The sequence below is a fragment of the Streptomyces sp. NPDC102360 genome (assembly GCF_044766085.1).
Classification (GTDB): Bacteria; Actinomycetota; Actinomycetes; order Streptomycetales; family Streptomycetaceae; genus Streptomyces.
On sequence record NZ_JBIWLG010000018.1, the window covers coordinates 101,689 to 122,253 of the forward strand.

Consider the following 20,565-nt stretch of genomic DNA (forward strand, 5'->3'; position numbering starts at 1 on the left):
GTGTGTGGAGGATGCGCAGCACGAAGACGGCGGATCCGTGGGTCGGACAAGGGCTGGGGCCGTTCGGCGCGGCAGTCCTCAAGCCGTACTCCAGAACGCGGTTCGCCACGGACGGCAGTGCCGTACTGAAGGTCTACGTCGGCATCGACCCCGAGGGGCGACGTCGACGGGAGGCCACCACGGTCCAGCGTGCTGCCCTGCGCGGCATCTCGGTTCCGACCGTCCTAGCGACGGGATGCGACGAGGCCGGGTCCTGGACCGTGTTCCGGGCGGTGCACGGGACGCCGTGCTCGGTGGCCACCCGCAAGGCGATGGAGGGCTACATCGGTCACGTCGTGGCGGTGAGCGGCATGCTTCACCGGCCGACTGCCGGCGCTACTCCTGGCCCCGGCTGGGCGACACGGGCTGGCAGCTCTGTTTCCGCGAGCCAGTTCCTGCTGGATCAGTTCTCGGCCCGCTGCCGGTGGATGCCCTGGTGGGCTGCGTTGCGGGAGGCCCTCCCAATGATCGACGCCCACCCAACCGTGCACCTACATGGCGATCTCAAGCCCGAGCACCTCCTCGTCGACGGAGAGCACCTGCACGTCGTCGACTGGGAGGCGAGCGCCTGTGGCCCGGCCGTTCTCGACTACACCGACGTCGTCTTCCATCTCGTACGGGATCTGCTGTACGAGGACGTGGCGCCAGCGCGCATTCCAGTCGATCTCGCGGACCGCTTGCCGTTCTGCGGGCCGGTGCTCGCCTGGCGTCTGCTCCTCTGGCTCGATCGCCGCCGGACCCAGGACATCGACCTCGTCACGACCCACGACATCGTCCGACTCACCGCTGAAGAACAAGCCGTTTCCGCATACCAGTCGCTCGCAGCGATCGTGGCGCATCTCCGCGCTGCCGGAGTCCCTCGCTGAATCTCGACCGCACCGCTCGTCCAGGCGTGCTGACGCCTGCGCTCATCCCCTTCTTCCCACCCCTGAAAGGGAGTTCGTGATGCCTCGTACGAGCACGATCATCGGCAACAGCCACCTCGTCATCGACACCGCCATGGCCAGACCGGACGCGACGACCATCGTCGAGCGGAAGGGCCTCGGCCACCCGGACACCCTCGCCGATCACCTCGCCGAGCGGCTGTCCCGCGCCTACAGCCACCACACCGTCGCGCGCTTCGGCGCCGTGCTGCACCACAACTTCGACAAGCTCGCTCTCCTCGGCGGTGCCAGCGAAGTCCGTTACGGAGCAGGCGAGATGACCGCCCCGGTCCGCGTCCTGGTCAACGGTCGCGCGGCACCGATGTGCGGGGGCGAGACGATCCCGGTCGAGGAGATCGTCGAGGCCGAGGTGCGGGCGTTCTTCGCCGAGCGGCTTCCCGAGGTGTCGGACCACCTCGACATCGTCTTCAACATCACCAGCAACTCCAGCCCAGGGGCGGTCCTCACCGGCGACGGGACCCCCGACCGCACTCGCTGGTTCAATCCCCGCTCCGTCGACGACCTCCGTGAGCGCCGGGTGCGGCTCTCGAACGACACGTCGCTGGGGACCGGCTGGGCCCCCGAGAACGCCTTCGAGTCGTTCGTCCGCGACCTGGTGAACCACTTCTCCGGCGAGAGCGAGTTCACCCTCTCCCACGCGTGGTGCGGCTCCGACGTCAAGCTCATGGGCTTCTGGGACGGCGACGAAGCCGACATCGTCCTGTGCGTCCCGCAGAAGTCGCGCCACGTCGCCAGCCGGGCCGAGTACATCCGCAACAAGGAGACCGTCCTCGCCGAGTGCCACCGGCTGGCCGCCCTCCGACTGCCAGGCGCCCAGGCGCGCTTCCGGCTCAACGCCCGCGACGTCCCGGAGAAGGACGAGCTGTACCTGACCTACACCGGGAGCTCGATCGAGTCGGGGGACGAGGGCGTCGTCGGGCGCGGTAACCGGGTCAACGGGCTGATCACGCCGCTGCGGCCGATGAACCTGGAGGGCGCCAACGGCAAGAACCCCGTCTACCACGTCGGCAAGCTCTACAACATCGCCGCGCAGCGCCTGGCCCACCGCCTGCACGAGACCACCGACGGGCATGCGGAAGTGCATCTGGTCAGCACTACCGGCCAGCGTCTGGACGAACCCTGGCGCATCCTCGTCCGCCTCTCCGCCCCGGACGCCGAGGTCGACAAGGTGCAGGCCCTCGTCGCGGAGGTACTGGGCGAGTTCCCCGCCCTGACGGATGAGCTCGTCTCGGACGGGATCGAGCTGAGCTGATGACGAAGCGGACGCTCGGAGAGATCCCCGCGGGGTGCAGGCAGCGGCTGCTCGCGCACTACGGTCCTGCGGTCAAGCCGTGGCTCGACGCCGTCCCGGGGCTGCTGGCACGTGCGGCAGGGAGGTGGAAGCTGACGCTCGTGGCGTACCACGACGCCGGCCACGCCTCGGTGATTGCGACCGCGGCCCGTCCCGACGGGCGTCCGCTGCTCCTCAAAGCATGGGTTGATCCATCTCGTTTTCGCCACGAGGTGGAAGCATTACGGCTCTGGGCCCGCGGACCCACGGTCGAGGTCGTGGAGGCCGCGGACGACCTGGCCGTGGCCGCGCTCGAACTCACCGGAGGGCAACCCGGCGGCGCGGATCGGCCGCGGCGGGAGCTCCAAATGGTGGCGGCGGCCGTCCACGGGCTCCACACCTTGGGGCGCCACAGACTCCGGTCGGAGCAGCTTCCACTCCTCACCGACTACCTCGCCCACGAAGTGCGTCCGCAGATCGAGCGGCGGATGCGCGAACTCGACCTTGGTGGCTGGCGTTCCCTCGTCGAAGCAGGGTTCGTTGCCGTCGCCGATCTGGAGGAGGGCTCTCGCCGAGCGACGGTGCTGCACGCCGACCTGTACCGGGAGAACGTCTTGTTCGACTGGCGGGGACACCCCCGGCTGATCGATCCGCTCCCCATGATGGGCGATCCCGCGTTCGACTGGGCGTTCTGGACCGTCTACTACGAGCTCGGACGCGGGACGACCGCACGGCTGGCCGTCGCCTCACGTACGTCTCGGATCCCCGTCCCCGTGCTCGCACCCTGGTGCCGACTCCTGGCGGTCCACGGCCTCCTCTTCTACGTGGAGTCCGGCGACCCACGCGCCACGTTCATGGCCACCGTGCTCAGCGATCTTCTGGCGACAGCGACAACCCCTCGGAGTGGATCGTGACGACGTACATCCTTCGCCATGGCCATACCGACTACAGCAAGCGGTACCTCGTCAACGGCGACCCGACCAAGCGGATTCTTCTGACCGACGAGGGCCGACAGTCGCTCGGCCGTGCGTGGAACGTCCTCCCACTCCATTCCGTGGCCACCTGGCTGACCAGCGAATTTCCACGGGCTCGGCAGACCGCCTCGCTACTCATGGGCGTCCCCTCGCCCGAGCTGGTTGTAGACGCCCGGCTGAACGAACTCGACTACGGGGAGTTCGAGGGCAAGCCCTTCCTCGACTACGCGGCCTGGCTCGACGAGCACGGTCCTCGTCAGCGCCCACCGGGCGCCGCGGAGTCGCAGCATGAGGGCATACGCAGGCTGCTCACCGGCGTCCTCGCCGCTCTGGAGCACCCAGCGCCCCGCGTCCTGGTCGGGCACGGCCTGCTGGTTTCCGTCCTCCACTGGCATGGAGATCGCGCGGCCGGCGAGGCCATGCCGCTGTTCTTCCCCGAGGCTCCCTACATCGAGCCGCTCGCCATCGGCGACGACGATCTTTCCCTCTTGGTCACGGAGCTCTTGGATGATCTTGAATCGGCCACTCTGCGCGAGATCACCGCCGATGGTGACGCGTCGATATTGCGGATCGGTGAGGGGTCGGCGGTTGCTACCGTCGATGCGGTATCCCCATCCCACTCGCCGGATAAGAAGGATCTTCCTCATGCATGATGCCCGCGCCCTGATTGAAATGGGTGCCGAAGCGGTACGTCGGCTCGCTCGTCGCGGTTACTCCCTGGATCTGTCCCGGCTGGAAGACCTCCAGTCCCGGCGCAACCAGAGCATCCGCTCGGCCGACGAGCTGCGGGCGGAGTCCAAGCGGGTGGCGAGCGAGGTCCAGCAGACGGCCCAGCAGGGTGGGGACATCTCCAAGCTGAAGGAGCGCGCCCGCGAGCTGAAGGACCAGATCCGCGACATCGAGGCCGCGCAGGAGAAGGTCCAGGAGGAGCTCACCGAGCTCCTCCTGACGATCCCGAACCTTCCCGACGACGAGGCCCCGGACGGTGACTCCGAGGAATTCGCGGTCGAGATCCGGCGCGTCGGCAACCCGCCGGCGTTCTCGTTCGAGCCGAAGGACCACGTCGACCTGGGCGAGGCCACCGGCATCCTCGACTTCGCCCGCGCCACGAAGCTGTCCGGCTCGCGCTTCGCGGTCTCCCGCGGCGCCGGCGCCGCCCTGGAGCGCGCGCTGGCCACGCTCTTCCTCGACATCCACACGCGCCGCCACGGCTACGTCGAGCACGGTGTCCCGTACCTGGTGACCCGCAAGACGATGACCGGCACCGGCCAGCTGCCGAAGTTCGAGGAGGACCTGTTCAAGACCGGCGCCGCCGATCGCGACCTGTTCCTCATCCCGACGGCCGAGGTCCCGCTGACCAACCTCTACGCCGACGAGATCATCCCGCCCGCCGAGCTGCCCCTGGCCCTCACGGCCCACACCCCGTGCTTCCGCTCGGAGGCCGGCTCGTATGGGCGCGACACCCGCGGCCTGATCCGCCAGCACCAGTTCTCCAAGGTCGAGATGGTCAAGATCGTCGACCCGGAGACCGCGGACGCCGAGCTGGAGACCATGGTCGGCCACGCCGAGGCGTGCCTGAAGGAGCTCGGTCTCGCCTATCGCGTGGTCAAGCTGGCCGCCGGCGACACCGGCTTCTCCGCCCAGCTCACGTACGACATCGAGGTCTGGATCCCGAGCCAGAACACCTACCGGGAGATCTCCTCGATCTCCAACTTCGGCACCTTCCAGGCCCGCCGCGCCAACATCCGCACCCGCGGCGAGGACGGCAAGCCCAAGCTCGTCGCCACGCTCAACGGCTCCGGCCTGCCCGTCGGTCGCACCCTGGCCGCGCTCCTCGAACAGTGCCAGCAGCAGGACGGCTCGCTCGTCCTTCCCGAATCCCTCTTCCCGTACCTCGGCTTCCGCCGTATCTCGGCGGACGGAACACCGGAGGCATAAGTGCTCGTCGGCGTCTGCGACTTCCCTGGTAGCTACGCCTTTCCGCCCGCCGGCTACGGCGGGATCGAACGATGGCTGTGGGCGGTCGCCGTAGGCGCCCGAGCCGCAGGCGCCGACGTCCACCTCCTCGGGCCGGACTGGCTCACGGACCTGGAGCACGACTGGGTCCGCAAGCCGGTCCGCCTGGAGGACATCACCGCCGGGTCGCTCGCCGAGCGCGAGCTCCGCGCCACCGGGTACGACCTCTTGGTCGTTGGCCACGAATATCCCTCGCTGCCTGCATGGACCCGTACCTGGAACGAACTGGACTGCGACGTCGCCACGTTTCAGCACTCCCCCGTCTTCCAGCACTCCGACGCCGCCTTCGACAGCAAGCGGTCGCGTCTCTACTGCTACTCACCCGAGATGGTCGAGCGGTACGCCGCCCAGCGGCCCGTCCCGGAGCTGGCCGTACACCTGGGACTCGACGAAGGCGAGCCGCCCTCCGTCGCCGGACGCGACCTCATATGGCTCGGCCGCATCGACGCCGAGAAGGCCCCGCACCTGGCAGTCCGTGCCGCCCAGTTACTCGGCCGCCGGATCCGGCTCGTCGGCCCGGTCTTCGACGACGAGTACGTACAACGCCACGCTGCGCTCCTCAACGCCGACCACGTGGAGTGGGTCGGCGAACTCGGCGGCCCTGCAAAGACCGCCGCCATCCGCGAAGCCTCCGTCTTCGTCTACACCTACGCCCGCACCTACGTGGAGGCCGGCGCCGCAGTCTTCGGAGAATCGCTCCGCGCCGGCACACCCATGGCTGCTCTCACCTGGCGCACCGGCACCTGTGCCGAAGCGGCGCTCTGCGATCGGACCGGCGCTGTCACGGTGGCCGATCCCAGCACAGACGACGAGACGGCATCAGAACTCCTCGCGCTGACGATTGAACAGGCGGAGAGCCTCAAGCACACAGATGCCCAGGAAATCGGGATGCACCGCTTCGATGCAGCCCGCCACTTCACGGCGCTGGCGGCTCGATCATGATGCACAGTGTCCTCGGAACAGTCGTAGCCGATTCACCGACCGAAGCAGAAAGCCGCTTACCAACAGTCCTACGTCAAAGCCTGGGATCACAATGGGAGTTCACCCTCGGTGATCGCCGGATCGCGATCGAGCACTCGCACCGCGGATCGCCGTACCGTCCCCCGCGACGGCGGCCCTCATGGGAGGAGCTGCTGGCCATGCTCCGGGAAGGCTTCACAAACCAAGGCGTACCTCAGGATGCATGCCTCCCAATTCGGTGGGGGCGCGAAACCGAACTGACGATCTCGGCCGTCCAAGCCCTCGACCCTTTCCTCAAAGAAGGGCGCCCTCTCACCTATCGCAGCGGCTACCTGCCCCAGCCCGTCGTCCGCTTCACCGGGCAGCGAGAGGCCTCTGGCGATCTCCGGGAAGGCTTCATGACCTCGTTCGTGAACGTCTCCCGTGTCCAACTGATTCAGCACGTGGACGAGTACGGGATGGCCTTGGACGACTGGCTCAGCGTCCTGTCGCGACTGGGCTTCCATGCACGCCACATCAGCGTCCACGGCAAGCTGGAGCCGTGGCAGCGCCGCCAAGTCAAAGGGATCACTCTTCGTTTCAAGCACCTTGACCTAACTCTCGGCGACATCGTGCTCTTGTGGAACGTCGATAACCCCACGCGGCTAGCGGTGGATCTCGGAACGGGTCTGGAACGATTGGCCTGGGCAAGGACGAAGATGCCGTGGCACCACCTCGTCTACGGCAAGTTCGCGTCTCTGGCTCCGCTGGGAACGCTGGATGCCGTCCGCACCGCCACGCTCCTCTTGTCGCACGGCATCCTCCCCGCCGCGCGCGGAGCCGGAGGAATCACGCGTCGGCTGATTGGCGCGATCGACCCTGACTCGGCGAGGCTCGGCGTAAGTTCCGTCGTTCGCGCCTCATATCGCTACTGGCAGTTGTTTGGCGAGCCGACTGTGCACTGGCCAGGCGTGGTCATGGCGATCGAGGAGGAGCTGGCATCCTCAAGATTGGCCGGTGCGAGAACGCAAGCGCCCTGATGCCGGTCGGAGTGAACCTTTGCTTTCAGCTGCCGTGGGTACTACTGGCTCTCCCCAGGAGCGACTACAGACCTCTCGGAATCGAGCACGACCGCCGCTTGGAGCAACTCGTAGGCGTACCTCTCTGCCGCACTCTTCGTCCGTTCGGACGACGGAAGGACACTCCAGATTACGAGGCAGCCCGCGGTGGTGAAGAGTGCGAGAGCGTTCACGATCGTGAGCACAGGTTGATGGTCGACATTGGCAAGCCACAGCATGTACGCCAGGACGCCAAGTACCACCAAGAGAGCGGTGGTTCGACCCACCCAGCGAATTCCGTAGAGGTTTCGGTGGAAGCCGTAGCTCCGATTCTCGGCACGTACAAGCGGAAACCTTGCTTCACCCCGCGTGAGGCTACGGATCTGCCCCACGGCAACCTCGATCACCTCATCAGCCTTCGCCTTGTTCGCCCGCTCACGGCGAGCCGAGTAGAGCTCGATGCCGGCCACGGACGACACGGCCTGCCTCCACGTCTCCCGCTGCAGCGAGTTCTGCTCCTCTTGCCGCAGACGAAGCTTCTGGACAGTCGGGGGGCCACCCCATGACGTCCAAAGCGTCTCCTGAACCTTCCGACCTTGGTGGCGTACGAGTTCCGCGAGAACGATCGGGCCTCCAGCCAACGAGAGCGCCGTCAGAACCGAAACAACAACTGGGGCCTTGCTCAGGCCAAGGACCGCCAGGGCAAAGTTGATCGGCAGCAGCGCAAGCAAGGCGGGCGAAAGACGCGCCCGACGTTCATAATCGTCGAGCCACAGCACGTTAGGCGTTCCCGTCGTCTTCTACCTCGGTGTGAAGCGGTTCGGGTATGGACGTGCTGTACCCCGATCGGCCAGGCGCATCATGGTGGTGCCACTTCTTCGCCCCTTGCGTCAGATGGACGGGGTATCCTCGCCGAAGAAAGGCGTTCGTCGTCTTCTTCGCAGGATGCTTGTGCTCCGGATTCTTCTTGGGAACGGACGCGAATGCCGTACCAACCTTGCCGGATTTCCCTTTGGCTCCAAGCAGCCGGTCGAGGATCGACGGACTGACGTTACGACGGCTGCCGTGGTGCGGCACTTGGACAAACCTCAGGTCACCCGGCTGGAAGCCATCAGCCTCCAAGGCGACGAGGGCGTGGTCGAGTGCAGGAATCCCTGCGTCTCCGGTGAAGAGAAGCTTTCGACCATCGACCTCCAAGAGGCAGATGGCGCTGGTGTTGTTCTTGGCAGAGGTCTCCCCGCTCTCCCCGAGCGTCTCGGTCCAGAGCGCCTCCGAAACTATGCTGGCGAGCAGTCTCCGGATTGAAGCTTCCCAGCTTTTCTTGGCTTCCTGAGCGGGGTCGGGTTCGACGATCTCCGCCAACAGTTCTCTGTAGTAGTCCTCGGTGGGACCGAGAACACGAAGCACGCCGTCATCGCTCGTCCAGTCGCGAAACGGTTCCTCGATGGGGACCCCCTGCGCCTGGGCCACTTCTTCAAGGTCAGACGCGCCCTGAAGTGAATCCCTCAGCTCCGCACGCAATGATCGGGCGCTGTAGGAGAGGAGCGTCTTGGCCCGCGCCATGCCAGCTGAGTGGCTCCAGGGCAGGTGCATGAGCAGCTTCTTGACGGTCATCCGTTCCAGGACGACCCTCAGCCCGCTGATGTGATCACGATCCGGGTGCGTTGAAACAACAAGATCAACGATACCGGTACCGTAGTGCTTCCAGATGTGCTCAACGAGCGCCTCACCGTCGTCGAGGTAGCCACCGTCAATCACGATGACGGTCTGTTCGTCGCGAGGGCCGTAGAGGTTGCCGTAACGAAGCGCGATGGCGTCACCACCGCTCGACTCCTCTCCCACGGGGAGGAAATCTATCTCGTAGCCCACAGAAGCCCTACCTGTCACACGTCGTTGTGGTTATAGACATTTTGGCACCCCCAGGACGGCGAAGTGAAGGAGTAACTCATGCTCGTTTCGAGCGAGTTGCCGTAGTCGTGTGGAGGTCATTGACGTATGCAGTGGTCCCTCAGCATTCAGTGCTGAGGGACCACCGCATGCCGAGCCGGCGGACGCCCTCCCTGGCCGTATAGCCACTGTGGCATTCGGCGAGTAGCCCAGGACTCACGCCGCAGCCGACCGGCTACCGCCGGGAACGATTCCTCTCTGGAGTAGAAGACGGAACGGGCGGCCGCCCGGTGTATGCCACCCCGCCCTTAGGCCATGCGCCTGTGATCGTGCGTCGACGGGCTGCTTCGGCTCGACGGTTGGGAGCAGGGTTGCGGCCGGTGTGCTGGATGCGGGTGATCAGGACTCGGGCGGGCTGGCGGGCCGTGTCCAACTCGCGTTGTGCGGCGGCCTCCTTGAGAAGTTGATGAGGCTGGTGACCGCGTCCTTCGGCATCGGCAAGGGCGGTGGCGAGAGCAGGCCAACTGGGATCGGTGAGGACGCGGGCGGCGTGGTCCGGGATGGCAGCGTGCACATCACCGGTCAGAGTCAGGCGGGCCTGTTCCTTGGGCTGGCGGTGCTCCAATTCGGCGAGCACGGGGGTCATGGTCCGGTCGGCTGCGACCTGGAGATGCTGGAGGGCCTGGCGGCTGGCGTCGGCCTGGTGGGCGTGCTGCCTGGCCTCGTGCCAGCGCTGGGCGAGGATCGCGGACCAGACGAGTGCGGCGGTCAGGGCGGCCAATGCACTGCCGTCCGGGCCAATGGCGGTGTGGATGATGTCGCGGGCTGCGAGGCGTACGGCGCTGGCTGCCCGGTCTTCGGCGCGGATCTGGGAGCGCTGGGCACGGGCGAACACCCTTGCCGCGGCGTCGAGTTCGGGGCGCATGTTCGCCGGTGCCTGTTGGGCGGTGGCTTCAATGAGTTCGCCGAGGGCGGCGATGTGGGCCTGTGAGCGCTCGTCGCCGCCCTCGGTGCCATCGGTGGTGTCGGCCAGCTGGGCGTGGAGAGTGCCGAGGGCGTCGGTGGCCTGATGCCATGGAGTGGTCGGCTTGTCGCGGCGGGCGGTGGGGTGCTCTTCGGGTACGACGGCTTCCAGACGGGCCCGCAGTTTGGGCAGGGTGAGGTCGGGGGCGATCTTTCCTCCAGGGTGGAAGACCTGCTCGCCCTTGCCGTTGAGGTCGCCGGGGTGTCCTGCGGCGTAGCCGAGGAGATCGCCGGAAGGCCCGCGTCGGGATTTGATCGCGACGCCGTCCGCTTCGAGGTAGGCGAGCAACTCCTCGGCACTGGTGGCATGTGGGATGGCCGCGCGGACCCGATCCTCAAGCCACTCCCTGCTGGTCCGGTCCCAGCCGAGCCGCTCGGCCTTGTGCATCTCGGACTGGGCCGGACGGCGACTGCCAGTGCCGTCGCCCTTCTTCAACTGCCTTAGCCCGTAGCGCTTCTCGATCTCGCGGCACTCGTCGCCGACGTGCGTACCGCTGTTGTGAAGTTTGGGGCGACGGCCGTCTTCGCGGACGGTGGTGGCCAGGATGTGGATGTGGTCGTCGGCGTGACGTACGGCGATCCAGCGGCAGGCCAGGTCGTCGCCGGGCGGGGCGATCCCGGCGGTCTCGACGATCCGCTGAGCGATCTCGCCCCATTCGGCGTCGGAGAGGTGGCGGTCTTCGGGTGCGGCGCGTACGGGGCAGTGCCACACGTGGTCGGTGACCTTGCGTCCGAACTCGCTGTTACGCAGCCGCACGGGCTCGTCGAGGTTTCGGGCGAGTTCGGTGAGGGTGGCGCTCTCGTCGCGGCCCGGGTCGGGCATGCCGAGCATCGCGAAGCCCGCGACGATGTGCGGATCGAGGTGCTCGTCCTGGCGGCCGGGGCCGTAGAGGTAGGCGAGCAGGCCGCGGGTGTTGGACCCGGCCGGTTTGATGGCGGCGATCACGCGGACAGTTCCTGTTCTTCCAGGTCGGACGACTCAGCGGGCTCGGCGGGCTGACGCAGGGCCTCAGCGATCAGGTCCAGCAGTTGCTGGAGTTCGGTCAGCTGCCGGCGGATGTCGGGCGGCATGTAGTCGCTGTTGAGGGCGCGTGCGATCTGGTTGACGTTGACACCGATGCGGTTGAGCTGACGCAGCACCTGGGCGCGGAAGTGGTGGGTGCGGCGGCGATCCTCGGACAGAGGGAGATTGGCGGTGAACCGTCCGGTGACGAAGGCCATGACCACGTCGGCGGCGAATCCGGAGTCGCCCTTGTAGCCGTGCTCCACGGCGACGTCCTGGAGGCGGACACGCTCCTCGTCGAGGAAGCGCAGGGGACCGACGCGGGCGTCGCGCTTTTCGCCGGTGAAGCGACGGATCGTGGGCTCCACGGTCTTCACCGTGGGCTCGCCGGCGGCGGCAACGTCTTTACGTACGGGGCGGAGGATCTCGCGCTGGGCGGCGTGGAGCGTGTCCGGGTCGGGGCCTCCCTTGGCCCCGGCCTTCTGGTCCGGCGCCCCCTGGCGCTGGGCCGTCTCCGCCACCCCCGGGGCGGAGACCCCCGAAGACCGGCCATGAGTCGGACTCGGGGTACTACTGGCTCCGCCAGGAGCTGTCTTTCCCAGCGCCTTCCTCAGGCGTCCCACCAGTGGCAAGGACTTCTTCAGCTGCGTCGGCTCTTCAGCGGTGTCATCGCGGTAGCGCGGGTCGTGGTCCATGGGCAGGTCTCCGGAAAGGCTGAGGGGGCAGACGGAGCGAGGGCGACCTCCGTTCTGTCCACAGGTGTGGATGAGCAGGTGACGCGTAGGGCGGTGGCCGCCCGCCTGGGTGACCGGAAGGGGGATCCGGTCACCCAGTAGGAGCTGGTCAGGTGCTGACCGGACCGCTCGCGGCGGCGGCTTCGAGTTCGGACCGCAGGATGCCCGTCACCTCGGTCAGCCGCTCGCTGCCGATGGTCAGTTCCTTGTCCTCGACTCCCTTTCGGACAATGGCCCGGGTGAGCTTGCCCTGCTCAGCGGCTGCTGCCCTGCCGATCTCCACCAGTTCTGCGAGCGGGGCGCCGGGCGGGCGGCCACCGCGCGGCCTGCTCTCCGCAATCTCGGCCGGTGGTTCCGGCGATCGAGCGGATACGGCGGCCGGAGGCTCCGTGAGCTGGACAGGTTCGGCCTGTGACTCGGCGGGCCGGCGGGGTGTGGTGACCGGTGGTTCCGGCACCTGTACGGAACTGGGGCGCGGGTGACCGGTGGGGTGTTCGACGAGCTGGTGGATCTGCTGCATCAGTACGGCGAAGGCCACCATCGCGGCGGCCGGCGGCACCGCGGCGACCACATAGTCGAGGAGCGGGGCGGCTTTGGTGTTGCCCGTGCCGCTGACCCCGGCGACGTTCAGCGCGATGGAGCCGGACGATCCGATGGCGGTGACGGCGATGGCCCACTTGTCGGTGACGTGGCGCAGTCCAGCCCGGAGCATGAGCAATTCGCCCGCGATGATGAACGCGTCCAGGGTGGCGGGCCACGCCCAGCGGCGGATCGGCGAACTGCCGAGCCCGTGTCGGCCGGCGACGTCGGCCAGGTGCGCGTAGGAGAGCCAGAACGCACCAGCGGTCAGGGCAACGATGACGAGGCCGGCCGCGCCGAGCACGTACTGCTCCGCATCGTGTTGGGTCTTTTCCTTCGGCTGCCCATCGCCGGACCGATCGTCCAACGGCTGATGGTGCGGCGGATTGGAGAGGTGAAGGGCGGTCAAGCTGGATCCTCCTGGGGCTAGTGGTGTGATGCGTCTTGGCCGTCTTGGCCGTTGCACGTGCAGGTCAGGGCGGGTACGGCAGCAGCCTCGCCCTGCCGTCCTGGGGGTGCTTCCGGCGTCTTCCGCCTCTTACGCGGGGGGCTCAGGAGGTTCGTCGTCCCTGAGCCCCCCGCTGTGGGTGGTCCTTCTGGCCAGGACGGTGGAGTTGTGTCTTCCGTCTCGGCGAGCAGTGCTGTGACCTGCACCGATACGGCAGGGACGCGAGGGACGCTGCAAGACGGATCGGGGCGGCGTCTTGGACGGGCACCACGCGTTCATGATCGTGCTGCCGTCTTGAGCCCGGTTGCCGTCTCGGACGCATGCCGTGTGACCTGCGAGATCACGGCAGGGACGGCGGGGACGGCAACCGGCGGCGGGGGTCTCAGCCCTCGACGCGAGCGGCCTCGACGGGGTGGACGGTGGGGCAGTACCGGCGCCAGGCGTCAAGGAACTTGTTGCGCATGTAGCCCTTGCGCTGAGTCCGGTCGGCCATGCGCACGTTGCCTGGCCTGATATCGAACTCGCGCAGCCTGTTGCCCAGTTCACGGGCGTCGAGACCCTTACGTCCCCACTCGGCCCACGGGGCCTCGGGGTCCTGGCGCAGGTGGTGCAGAAGGTCCTCGGTGGACAGGCTGTCCACCTCGCGCTGGGCGAAGAAGACGCGGCGGATGTCGGCGAGGATCCGCGCCCCGCCGGGGTGGTCCTCCTCGGCCTCCACTTCCGCAGCCACCATCCGCGCGCACGCCACCCGGGCCCTGCGCGGCCAGGTGCCGCCGGCCAGGTCGGCGACAACCACCAAGGGCTCCCACGTATCGGCAGCTCGGTCTTCGACTGGCATGTCCGGCTCCAGGTTCGTCGCCGCATCCAGCAGCGGCCTGGCCCAGGCATCGATACGGTCGCGCAGTTCATGCAGGGCGGGGATGTCACGGCGGGAGCGGAAGGGCTTGACCTTCTCGCCCTCGGCCCGGCGCCTCATGCGGATCACCACCGACCGGTCCATGATCGTGTCGGGAAGCTCGCCGATCCCCGCGAGGGCCGCCATGGCGAAGGTGGCGAACTTGTGCGGGGTGTGGTCGTTCCCGACGACTCGGGTGACGTAACGACCGCGCTGGTGACCTGCGTTGAGCAGACCTCGCGTCTCCTCGTTCTTCTCCGCCACCTTGGGGCCGAAGATGGTGTCGGCCTCGTCCACCAGGAGCGTGGGCGGCTCCTCCCCGTCGATGGAGCGGAAGATCGCCGCCGGGGTGGTGTTGATGGTGAGCATCGGCTGGTGGACCGTCTCGGTCAGTACGTCCAGCAGCCGCGACTTGCCGCACCGCTTGGCCGGTCCCACCACCGCCAGACGCGGGGCGTGCTGCCAAGCGGGCTGCAGATGCGTCGCTGCCACCCACAAGATGACCGCGTCCAGCGCCTGCGGCGAGGGCGGGATCACGAACTGGGCTGTCTGCTCTCGCAGTTCATCCAGCAGGACCGATCCGCAGGTCGGCTCCGCATCGGACATCTCTTCCGGACCGCCCGGTGTCGCCGCCTCGGCCTCCGCGCCGCAGGTGCGCGCATCCTCACCCGGCTGCGGGTCGGCGGTGCCCTCCGGTGCGGCGGCCAGATGGACGCCCGGCCGGCCGGGGACGGCCGTGGCAGGCCACGCCGTCTGACCAGGGACGGAATAGGGCTCGGGATGCTCGGGTTGCACGGGGTAGCTCCTCGTCTGGCGGCTGCGGGCTCGTACGCCCCGGCCGCCGGGTCGGTTCATGGACCGTTCGGGGATGCTGGGGCCTCCGGCGTTGCATCGCCGGGGGCCCGTTTCGTTCCCCGAGGGAACACGGACGGTACGTTCACAGCTGTCCACAGTCCAGCGTCCCTGTGTCAGCTCAACGCAGAACTGTTTAGTAGGATCTCGCCGCTTCACGCCGCCAGGCCCAGCAGTTCCAGCAGATCCGCCGTCACCACCCGGTAGGCGTTACCGAGCCTCAAGACCTTGCACGGGTACTGGCCGCGCTTCGCGAGTTCATAGCCCTTACTCCTGCCGAGACTCAACGCCCGGTTGCTTGTCTCCAGGTCAATGGATACGGGAAGCGACAGCAGCTCCTCGCGACCCATCCTCTGCGAACCGCCTGCGGTCAGCCTTTCGCGCATGCCGCGCACCTCTTTCGGTACAGCCCTCGGCGAACGCGGTCACCACGTCCGGCTCCGGATCTCTACCAACCAGAATCCTCAAGCTAGTGTGTCTGCATGACACATCGCGATATCGATGATGAAGAGGACGACTTCCCCGAGTGGGTGGATCGGATCAAGGCCAACGTGGCCGGCGAAGTCCGGCGGAGAAGGAAGGAGATGGGGTGGAGCGCACAAGAGCTGGCGGAACAGTGCGAGCAGCTCGGGCATCCCATCCCGCGAAACGTCATCGCCAACATGGAATCCGGCCGCCGCGCCAGCCTCCCGCTGGTCGACGTCATGGTCCTGGCAGCGGCGCTGGCGACCTATCCGGTCTGTCTGATCTTCCCTGTCGGTTACGTCGAGGAGACGCAGGAACTCCCCTTCCAGCAGCTCGTGCCCACCTGGGACGCCCTGCGGCGCTTCACCGGCGAGGAGGAAGTGTCCCTGAACGACGCTGGCCTCGTCAGCGCATTCGAGATCCACGCCAGCCTCGTCAAAACCGCACTGGCCGCACTCGACGAAGAGGAGCAGGCCCGGTTCGCCGCCAAAACGGCAACCAGCCGCGCCCAGCAGGAGGAAGCCGAGCGCAAGCGCACCACGTACGGCGACCAGGCCATCTCCGCCAAGTACAACCTGCGCCAACTCCGCAGAGGACTCCGCGAAGACGGAGCCACCCCACCACACCTGCCCGCATCGCTCGCCGACGTCGACCAGGCCGACAGCAACACCACCGAGGAGAATGATCTTTGAAGGGCTCCACCTACCGCCGGTGCTCGTGCCGCGACCCGAAGACCGGCAAGGAACTCGGCGCCGCCTGCGCCAGGCGCAACAGCAGGAATCACTGCACGTACTCCATACGCCAGGAACTGCCCTCCCGAGAGGACGGGAGCCGGCGCTCCTTCGCACGGGGCGGGTACAGCAGCCTCAAGGCAGCCCAGGCCGACCTCGACCACGTCCGTGCCCTCCTGGGCCTCACAGAGGCCGACGACCCCGAGGGCACAGAGCTGATCGCCGCGATGCTGGCGGAAGTCAGCAGCGAGACGGCTCCTCTGCCCGACGTCGAGGAAACCCGGCGGCGGCTCAACTCGGGCCAGGACCTCATCGGCAGCCTCACCGTCGCCGAGTGGCTCGACCGTTGGCTGGTGGGCAAGCGGATCCGCACGTCAGGGCTGAACCGCTACGAGACCGACATCCGCGTCCACCTCAAGCCCCACATCGGCGGTCGGCGTCTCGACCGGCTGCGTGTCAGCCACCTCAGCGAGATGTTCGCCGCGATCGTCGATGCCAACGCCGACCTCGTCGAACAGAACTCCCAGCGCAAGGCCGCTCTCGCCGAGTTGGCGACCGTCCCGTGGGCGGGCGCGGAGCACCGCGCCCACCGCAAAGCGCTGAAAACGGCGATCGACGCGATGCCGCCGATCCGGCGCGTCACCGGGCCCTCCACCCGCCAGCACATCAAGGCGACCCTTCGCGCGTCCCTGAACGACGCGATCGGTCAGCAGATCATCACCTTCAACCCCGCCGCCCACGTCGAGATCGACTCCGTACGCAAGCCCAAGGCGCTCGTCTGGACGGACGAGCGGGTCGCCAAGTGGCAGCAGACCGGCGAGAAGCCGTCCCCGGTCATGGTCTGGACGCCCGAACAGACCGGCGCCTTCCTCGACTTCGTGGCCACGGACCGGCTGTACGCCATGTGGCACCTGATCGCCTTTCGCGGCCTGCGCCGGGGCGAAGCGTGCGGACAGCCCTGGTCGGAGACCAACCTCGCCACCCACTCCCTCACCGTCTCCGCCCAGCTCGTCCAGGACGGGTGGGAGGTCGAGACGTCCGAGCCCAAGACCGACAGCGGTTTCCGCGTCGTGGCGCTCGACGACGACACCGTCGAGGTCCTCAAACGCCACCGCAAGCAGCAGAACGCTGACCGTGAGGAATGGGCCACAGCATGGGTCGATACCGGCCTGGTCTTCACCCAAGAGGACGGCTCCTGGCTCCACCCCGGCAAGGTGACCGACCTCTTCGAACGGCTCGTCGCCGCCTCCGGCCTCCCGCCGATCCGCCTGCACGACCTCCGCCACGGCGCGGCCACCCTCATGCTCGCCGCCGGCATCGACGTGAAGATCGTCTCCGACACCCTCGGGCACAGTGACACCCGGATCACGCGGGACATCTACCAGAGCGTGCTCCCCCACGTCGGCAAGAGCGCCGCCGAGGCCACGGCCCAACTGGTCCCGCTTCAGCGCAAGACCGAGGCCCAGGAAGCGGCGCTTAGGGATGAAAAGGCCCGAAAGAAGGCTAAGCGCGCCAAGAAGGACCAGGTTAAGGGCAAGAAGAACAAGCGCAAGAAGGCGAAGCCATGAAAGTCACGCTGCCTGGGCATGGTTCCTGCCGGTTGTTTGCCACAGACGCCTGCCTACTGCTCTCTTGCAGTCAGCCACGCAGCCGATCCAGACCCCGTCCACCCCGGAACTCAGCCCCGGGGTAGCGGGAATCACTATCCGAAACCGTTGATTGGAACCAAGTCGCCGACAACCTGTATTTTTCGGCGGGCCATTGGTGACTTTGCGCAACCGACACGATGCTCGAGTCGATCAACTGCAGGACGGCAGCAGACAAGCCGCGCGCATGGCCGCTCTGAATCGTGATTGATCGCGCGTTATTCGTCCATGAGTAGCTTGACTCTGCAGCCGCAGCAAAGTCCTGTGGGAACGCGAGGTGAGCAACCCCGTTCCGCACCTTTTGCACCTCCTTCAGAACATCACAGAAGGCACCCGGATCCTTCGCGTACTCAGCAAATGACCACCCTTTAGGGGTCGCACCAACCCAGGTGAAGGACAGCCAAGCTGCCCACCCATCTGAAATATCTCGATCGAGAACCCCTCGCTGTCGGAGGTACGAGGAAAGATGCTCTGGCTCCCAAGGACGTGAGATCCAACCCTTTCCATCACTGGTCTTGGCCTTCGGGATCTGGAAACGCCCGAGCCCGCTGGCCCCTCTCTCGCCCCACTTGTCATCTTGGTAGGACGCTGCTCCGACCAAGTCGTTGAGGAATCGCTCCCATGCGGCAGCTGCCATGAGAACGGTAAGTGGGTTCAGCGTCGCGCGCGGCTGCCGCCCCCGGACCTCTTGCTCGGAGTGGATGTAGATGAGGTCCAGAAACTTCTTCACATGCCACGTGGTCTCTGCGCAGACGTCGGCAAAGCGCTCTTCGGTAAGCATGGGCGCAGGCTAGTCATCCTCGACACCATGTGCATGACTATTCCGCAAGAGCACCCGGGCTGGGGGCAGGGCCATGACGGTCATCGGCACCGGAGAACATGCGCACTTGCGGATCCTGCTGCAGCACCCGAGGAGGTAAGTCGCGCCAACCGGCAGCGCTGGCGCGGCACACGTCATGACACCTCCGCTCACGCATCGCTCACGCAAGCACTTCCACGGCATCCCCGTCGTGCGGCTCGGCATGCCCCGGACATGAAAAAACCCCAGGTCACGGCGAGTGAGTCCTGGGGTTGATCCGAGCCGCCTTCGGGATTCGAACCCGAGACCTACGCATTACGAGTGCGTTGCTCTGGCCATCTGAGCTAAGGCGGCGCCGCCGCGCGCACCGGAGTGCGTCAGCAACGTCGCCAATCCTACACGCTCCACGGGGGTGCTCCGCACGGCCTTTGTGGCCTGGGGACACGCGCTACGAGCAGCGCTTTCCGTCGGCCGGAGGGGTTCCGGTCAGCAGGTAGTCGTCGATCGCTCCGTCCACGCAGTCGCTGCCGCGGCCGTACGCCGTGTGGCCGTCGCCGTCGTACGTGAGGAGGTGGCCGGAGGAGAGCTGGGCGGCGAGGGACTTCGCCCAGCGGTAGGGGGTGGCCGGGTCGCGGGTGGTGCCGGCCACGACGATGGGGGCGGCGCCCTCGGCGGTGATGCGGTGGGCTTCGCCGGTCGCCTTCACCGGCCAGTAGCCACAGTTCAGGGAGGCCCAGGCGAGGCCCTTGCCGAAGACCGGGGAGGCCTTCTCGAAGTCGGGGAGCGCCTTCTCGACCTCCGCGGGCGAGGTGAAGGACGGCGGCTGGTCCAGGCAGTTCACCGCGGCGTTGGCGAACATCATGTTCGAGTACGTGCCGTCCGGCTCGCGCTCGTAGTAGCTGTCGGAGAGGGCGAGCAGGCCCGCCCCGTCCTTGTGCTTCATGGCCGCGGTGAGGGCCTCGCGCAGCTGCGGCCAGGCCTCCTCGTCGTACATCGCGGCGATCACGCCGGTCGTGGCGAGGGCCTCGCCGAGCTTGCGGCCCTTCTCGTCGCCGGTGCCGATCGGTGAGCGGTCGAGGGTCGTGAAGAACTTCTTGAGACGCTTGCCCGACTGGTCGGGCGTGCCGGTGCCGAGGGGGCAGCCGGAGCGCTTCGCGCAGTCCTTCGCGAAAGACTTGAACGCCGTCTCGAAGCCCGCGGTCTGCTGTTCGTTCATCTCACGCGCGGACAGGGACGGGTCCATCGCGCCGTCGAGGACGAGCCGGCCGACCCGCTCCGGGTACAGGCCTGCGTACGTCGCCCCCAGGAACGTCCCGTACGACGCACCTACGTAGTTCAGCTTCTCGTCGTCGAGCGCCTCGCGTACGAGGTCCATGTCGCGGGCCGCCTCGACCGTGGAGACGTGCGGCAGAACCCGTCCCGACGTGCGGTTCGACGTCTCGCAGCCGGCACCGAACCCCTTGTAGGCGGCGGTCAGGCGGGCCCGCTCGGCCTGGTCGTCCGGGGTGACGTCGGCCTGCGTGTACGTGTCCATCCGCTTGCCGTCGAGGCAGGTGACCGGCTCACTGCGGGCGACGCCGCGCGGGTCGACGGCGACCATGTCGTAGCGGGCGCGGACCTTCTCCGGGTAGCCGATGCCCGCGTACGACTGGAGGTAGCCGATCGCCGAGCCGCCGGGGCCGCCCGGGTTGACCAGGAGCGAGCCGAGGCGCTTACCGGGGCCCGTGGCCTTCTTCCGGGAGACGGCGAGGTCGATGTCGCCGGCGGACGGCTTGTCGTAGTCGAGCGGCGCCTTGAGGGTGGCGCATTCGAACCCGGGCACGCCGCACTCGCGCCACTTCGGGGCCTGGTCGTAATACGGGGCCAGATCGGCCGGCGTGGCGCGGGGCAGCGCGGCGAGCGAGGAACCCGGAGCACCCGAACTACCCGAAGCGCAGGCGGAGATGGCAGCGAGAAGAAGCCCGCCGGCGAGCGCGAACACGGCGGGTCGGCGGCGTGGGGTGAGGGGGTGGCGCCTGAAGTCCATCGAGCGAGCGTAACGCTCCGCGCGCAACTGGTCACCTTGCGTACGGACCCATCAAGCCCCTGCGGCGATTGAGCAGCGGGGTCCGGGGCAGAGCCCCGAGTCCGCAACCCCGGCGCGGGCTCAAAAGATCGGGGGGCCGCCCCCGCCCCCGGGGGGGGCCCCCCCGCGGGGGGGGGGGGGGGGCCCCCCCCCCCCCCGGCCGCCCCGCCCCCCCCCCCCCCCCGCGGCCCGCCCCCC

At 67.6% G+C, this 20,565-nt stretch carries 18 protein-coding genes and 1 tRNA gene; 9 read left to right on the plus strand and 10 right to left on the minus strand.

The window, feature by feature from the left end; genetic code table 11:
* Positions 1-11: 11 nt before the first annotated feature.
* From ACIRHA_RS40235 to ACIRHA_RS40265, 7 genes are all read left to right on the plus strand, one after another.
* Entirely contained in the window at positions 12-905 is an 894-nt protein-coding gene (locus tag ACIRHA_RS40235) for an aminoglycoside phosphotransferase family protein (protein ID WP_403856311.1), read from the plus strand.
* 79 nt (positions 906-984) lie between these two features.
* Positions 985-2,235 (plus strand): methionine adenosyltransferase, encoded by a 1,251-nt coding sequence (locus ACIRHA_RS40240; protein ID WP_403856313.1) that lies wholly within the window; start codon positions 985-987, stop codon positions 2,233-2,235.
* Entirely contained in the window at positions 2,235-3,167 is a 933-nt protein-coding gene (locus tag ACIRHA_RS40245) for an aminoglycoside phosphotransferase family protein (protein WP_403856315.1), read from the plus strand. The genes ACIRHA_RS40240 and ACIRHA_RS40245 overlap by 1 nt, the downstream gene beginning before the upstream one ends.
* Positions 3,164-3,880 carry a histidine phosphatase family protein gene (locus ACIRHA_RS40250; RefSeq protein ID WP_403856317.1) on the plus strand — a complete coding sequence of 239 codons (717 nt, stop codon included), beginning with the start codon at positions 3,164-3,166 and terminating at the stop codon, positions 3,878-3,880. The genes ACIRHA_RS40245 and ACIRHA_RS40250 overlap by 4 nt, the downstream gene beginning before the upstream one ends.
* Positions 3,873-5,165 (plus strand): serine--tRNA ligase, encoded by a 1,293-nt coding sequence (serS, locus tag ACIRHA_RS40255; RefSeq protein WP_403856319.1) that lies wholly within the window; start codon positions 3,873-3,875, stop codon positions 5,163-5,165. Before ACIRHA_RS40250 ends, serS begins: the two co-directional genes overlap by 8 nt.
* Positions 5,166-6,185 (plus strand): glycosyltransferase, encoded by a 1,020-nt coding sequence (locus ACIRHA_RS40260; RefSeq protein ID WP_403856321.1) that lies wholly within the window; start codon positions 5,166-5,168, stop codon positions 6,183-6,185. It abuts the gene before it with no gap.
* 197 nt (positions 6,186-6,382) lie between these two features.
* Positions 6,383-7,222, plus strand: a complete 840-nt coding sequence (locus tag ACIRHA_RS40265; RefSeq protein ID WP_403856323.1) for a hypothetical protein — start codon at positions 6,383-6,385, stop codon at positions 7,220-7,222.
* Between the two features lie 41 nt (positions 7,223-7,263).
* Here ACIRHA_RS40265 and ACIRHA_RS40270 read toward each other — a convergent pair whose 3' ends face one another.
* The 7 genes from ACIRHA_RS40270 to ACIRHA_RS40300 all read right to left on the minus strand — a co-directional run bounded on the left by ACIRHA_RS40270 (position 7,264) and on the right by ACIRHA_RS40300 (position 15,047).
* A complete protein-coding gene (locus tag ACIRHA_RS40270; RefSeq protein ID WP_403856325.1) occupies positions 7,264-8,019 on the minus strand; it encodes a hypothetical protein in 756 nt (251 codons plus the stop codon).
* Between the two features lies 1 nt (position 8,020).
* On the minus strand, positions 8,021-9,109 hold the full coding sequence (locus ACIRHA_RS40275) for a ComEC/Rec2 family competence protein (protein ID WP_403856327.1): 1,089 nt from the start codon (positions 9,107-9,109) through the stop codon (positions 8,021-8,023).
* Between the two features lie 253 nt (positions 9,110-9,362).
* Positions 9,363-11,096 carry a relaxase/mobilization nuclease domain-containing protein gene (locus ACIRHA_RS40280; protein WP_403856329.1) on the minus strand — a complete coding sequence of 578 codons (1,734 nt, stop codon included), beginning with the start codon at positions 11,094-11,096 and terminating at the stop codon, positions 9,363-9,365.
* Positions 11,093-11,674: a MobC family plasmid mobilization relaxosome protein gene (locus ACIRHA_RS40285; protein ID WP_403856331.1), complete on the minus strand. Its 582-nt coding sequence runs from the start codon at positions 11,672-11,674 to the stop codon at positions 11,093-11,095. The genes ACIRHA_RS40280 and ACIRHA_RS40285 overlap by 4 nt, the downstream gene beginning before the upstream one ends.
* Positions 11,675-11,996: 322 nt before the next feature.
* A complete protein-coding gene (locus ACIRHA_RS40290) occupies positions 11,997-12,875 on the minus strand; it encodes a DUF2637 domain-containing protein (RefSeq protein WP_403856333.1) in 879 nt (292 codons plus the stop codon).
* Positions 12,876-13,296: 421 nt separating this feature from the next.
* Positions 13,297-14,604 (minus strand): DUF3631 domain-containing protein, encoded by a 1,308-nt coding sequence (locus ACIRHA_RS40295; RefSeq protein WP_403856335.1) that lies wholly within the window; start codon positions 14,602-14,604, stop codon positions 13,297-13,299.
* 212 nt (positions 14,605-14,816) lie between these two features.
* Positions 14,817-15,047, minus strand: coding sequence for a hypothetical protein (locus ACIRHA_RS40300; protein WP_403856337.1), 231 nt, complete (start codon positions 15,045-15,047; stop codon positions 14,817-14,819).
* Positions 15,048-15,143: 96 nt separating this feature from the next.
* Between ACIRHA_RS40300 and ACIRHA_RS40305 the strand changes: the two genes are divergently transcribed.
* Positions 15,144-15,818, plus strand: coding sequence for a helix-turn-helix domain-containing protein (locus ACIRHA_RS40305; RefSeq protein ID WP_403856339.1), 675 nt, complete (start codon positions 15,144-15,146; stop codon positions 15,816-15,818).
* Complete coding sequence (locus ACIRHA_RS40310) at positions 15,815-17,425, plus strand: tyrosine-type recombinase/integrase (protein WP_403856341.1); 1,611 nt, start codon at positions 15,815-15,817, stop codon at positions 17,423-17,425. The genes ACIRHA_RS40305 and ACIRHA_RS40310 overlap by 4 nt, the downstream gene beginning before the upstream one ends.
* Before the next feature lie 70 nt (positions 17,426-17,495).
* Here the strand turns inward: ACIRHA_RS40310 and ACIRHA_RS40315 are convergent, their stop codons facing one another.
* The 3 genes from ACIRHA_RS40315 to ACIRHA_RS40325 form a co-directional block, all read right to left on the minus strand.
* Positions 17,496-18,284, minus strand: a complete 789-nt coding sequence (locus tag ACIRHA_RS40315) for a hypothetical protein (RefSeq protein ID WP_403856343.1) — start codon at positions 18,282-18,284, stop codon at positions 17,496-17,498.
* 298 nt (positions 18,285-18,582) lie between these two features.
* A tRNA-Thr gene (locus ACIRHA_RS40320) sits at positions 18,583-18,656 on the minus strand.
* A 94-nt stretch (positions 18,657-18,750) separates the two neighbouring features.
* Positions 18,751-20,328 (minus strand): alpha/beta hydrolase, encoded by a 1,578-nt coding sequence (locus ACIRHA_RS40325; RefSeq protein ID WP_403856345.1) that lies wholly within the window; start codon positions 20,326-20,328, stop codon positions 18,751-18,753.
* Positions 20,329-20,565 lie beyond the last annotated feature (237 nt).

Bases quoted from the DNA above. Each gene is read 5' to 3' on its own strand.
- ACIRHA_RS40325 (WP_403856345.1), bottom strand. From the start codon at position 20,328: ATGGACTTCAGGCGCCACCCCCTCACCCCACGCCGCCGACCCGCCGTG.
- ACIRHA_RS40265 (WP_403856323.1), top strand. From the start codon at position 6,383: ATGCTCCGGGAAGGCTTCACAAACCAAGGCGTACCTCAGGATGCATGC.
- serS (WP_403856319.1), top strand. From the start codon at position 3,873: ATGCATGATGCCCGCGCCCTGATTGAAATGGGTGCCGAAGCGGTACGT.
- ACIRHA_RS40235 (WP_403856311.1), top strand. From the start codon at position 12: ATGCGCAGCACGAAGACGGCGGATCCGTGGGTCGGACAAGGGCTGGGG.
- ACIRHA_RS40245 (WP_403856315.1), top strand. From the start codon at position 2,235: ATGACGAAGCGGACGCTCGGAGAGATCCCCGCGGGGTGCAGGCAGCGG.
- ACIRHA_RS40305 (WP_403856339.1), top strand. From the start codon at position 15,144: ATGACACATCGCGATATCGATGATGAAGAGGACGACTTCCCCGAGTGG.
- ACIRHA_RS40240 (WP_403856313.1), top strand. From the start codon at position 985: ATGCCTCGTACGAGCACGATCATCGGCAACAGCCACCTCGTCATCGAC.
- ACIRHA_RS40315 (WP_403856343.1), bottom strand. From the start codon at position 18,284: ATGCTTACCGAAGAGCGCTTTGCCGACGTCTGCGCAGAGACCACGTGG.
- ACIRHA_RS40300 (WP_403856337.1), bottom strand. From the start codon at position 15,047: ATGCGCGAAAGGCTGACCGCAGGCGGTTCGCAGAGGATGGGTCGCGAG.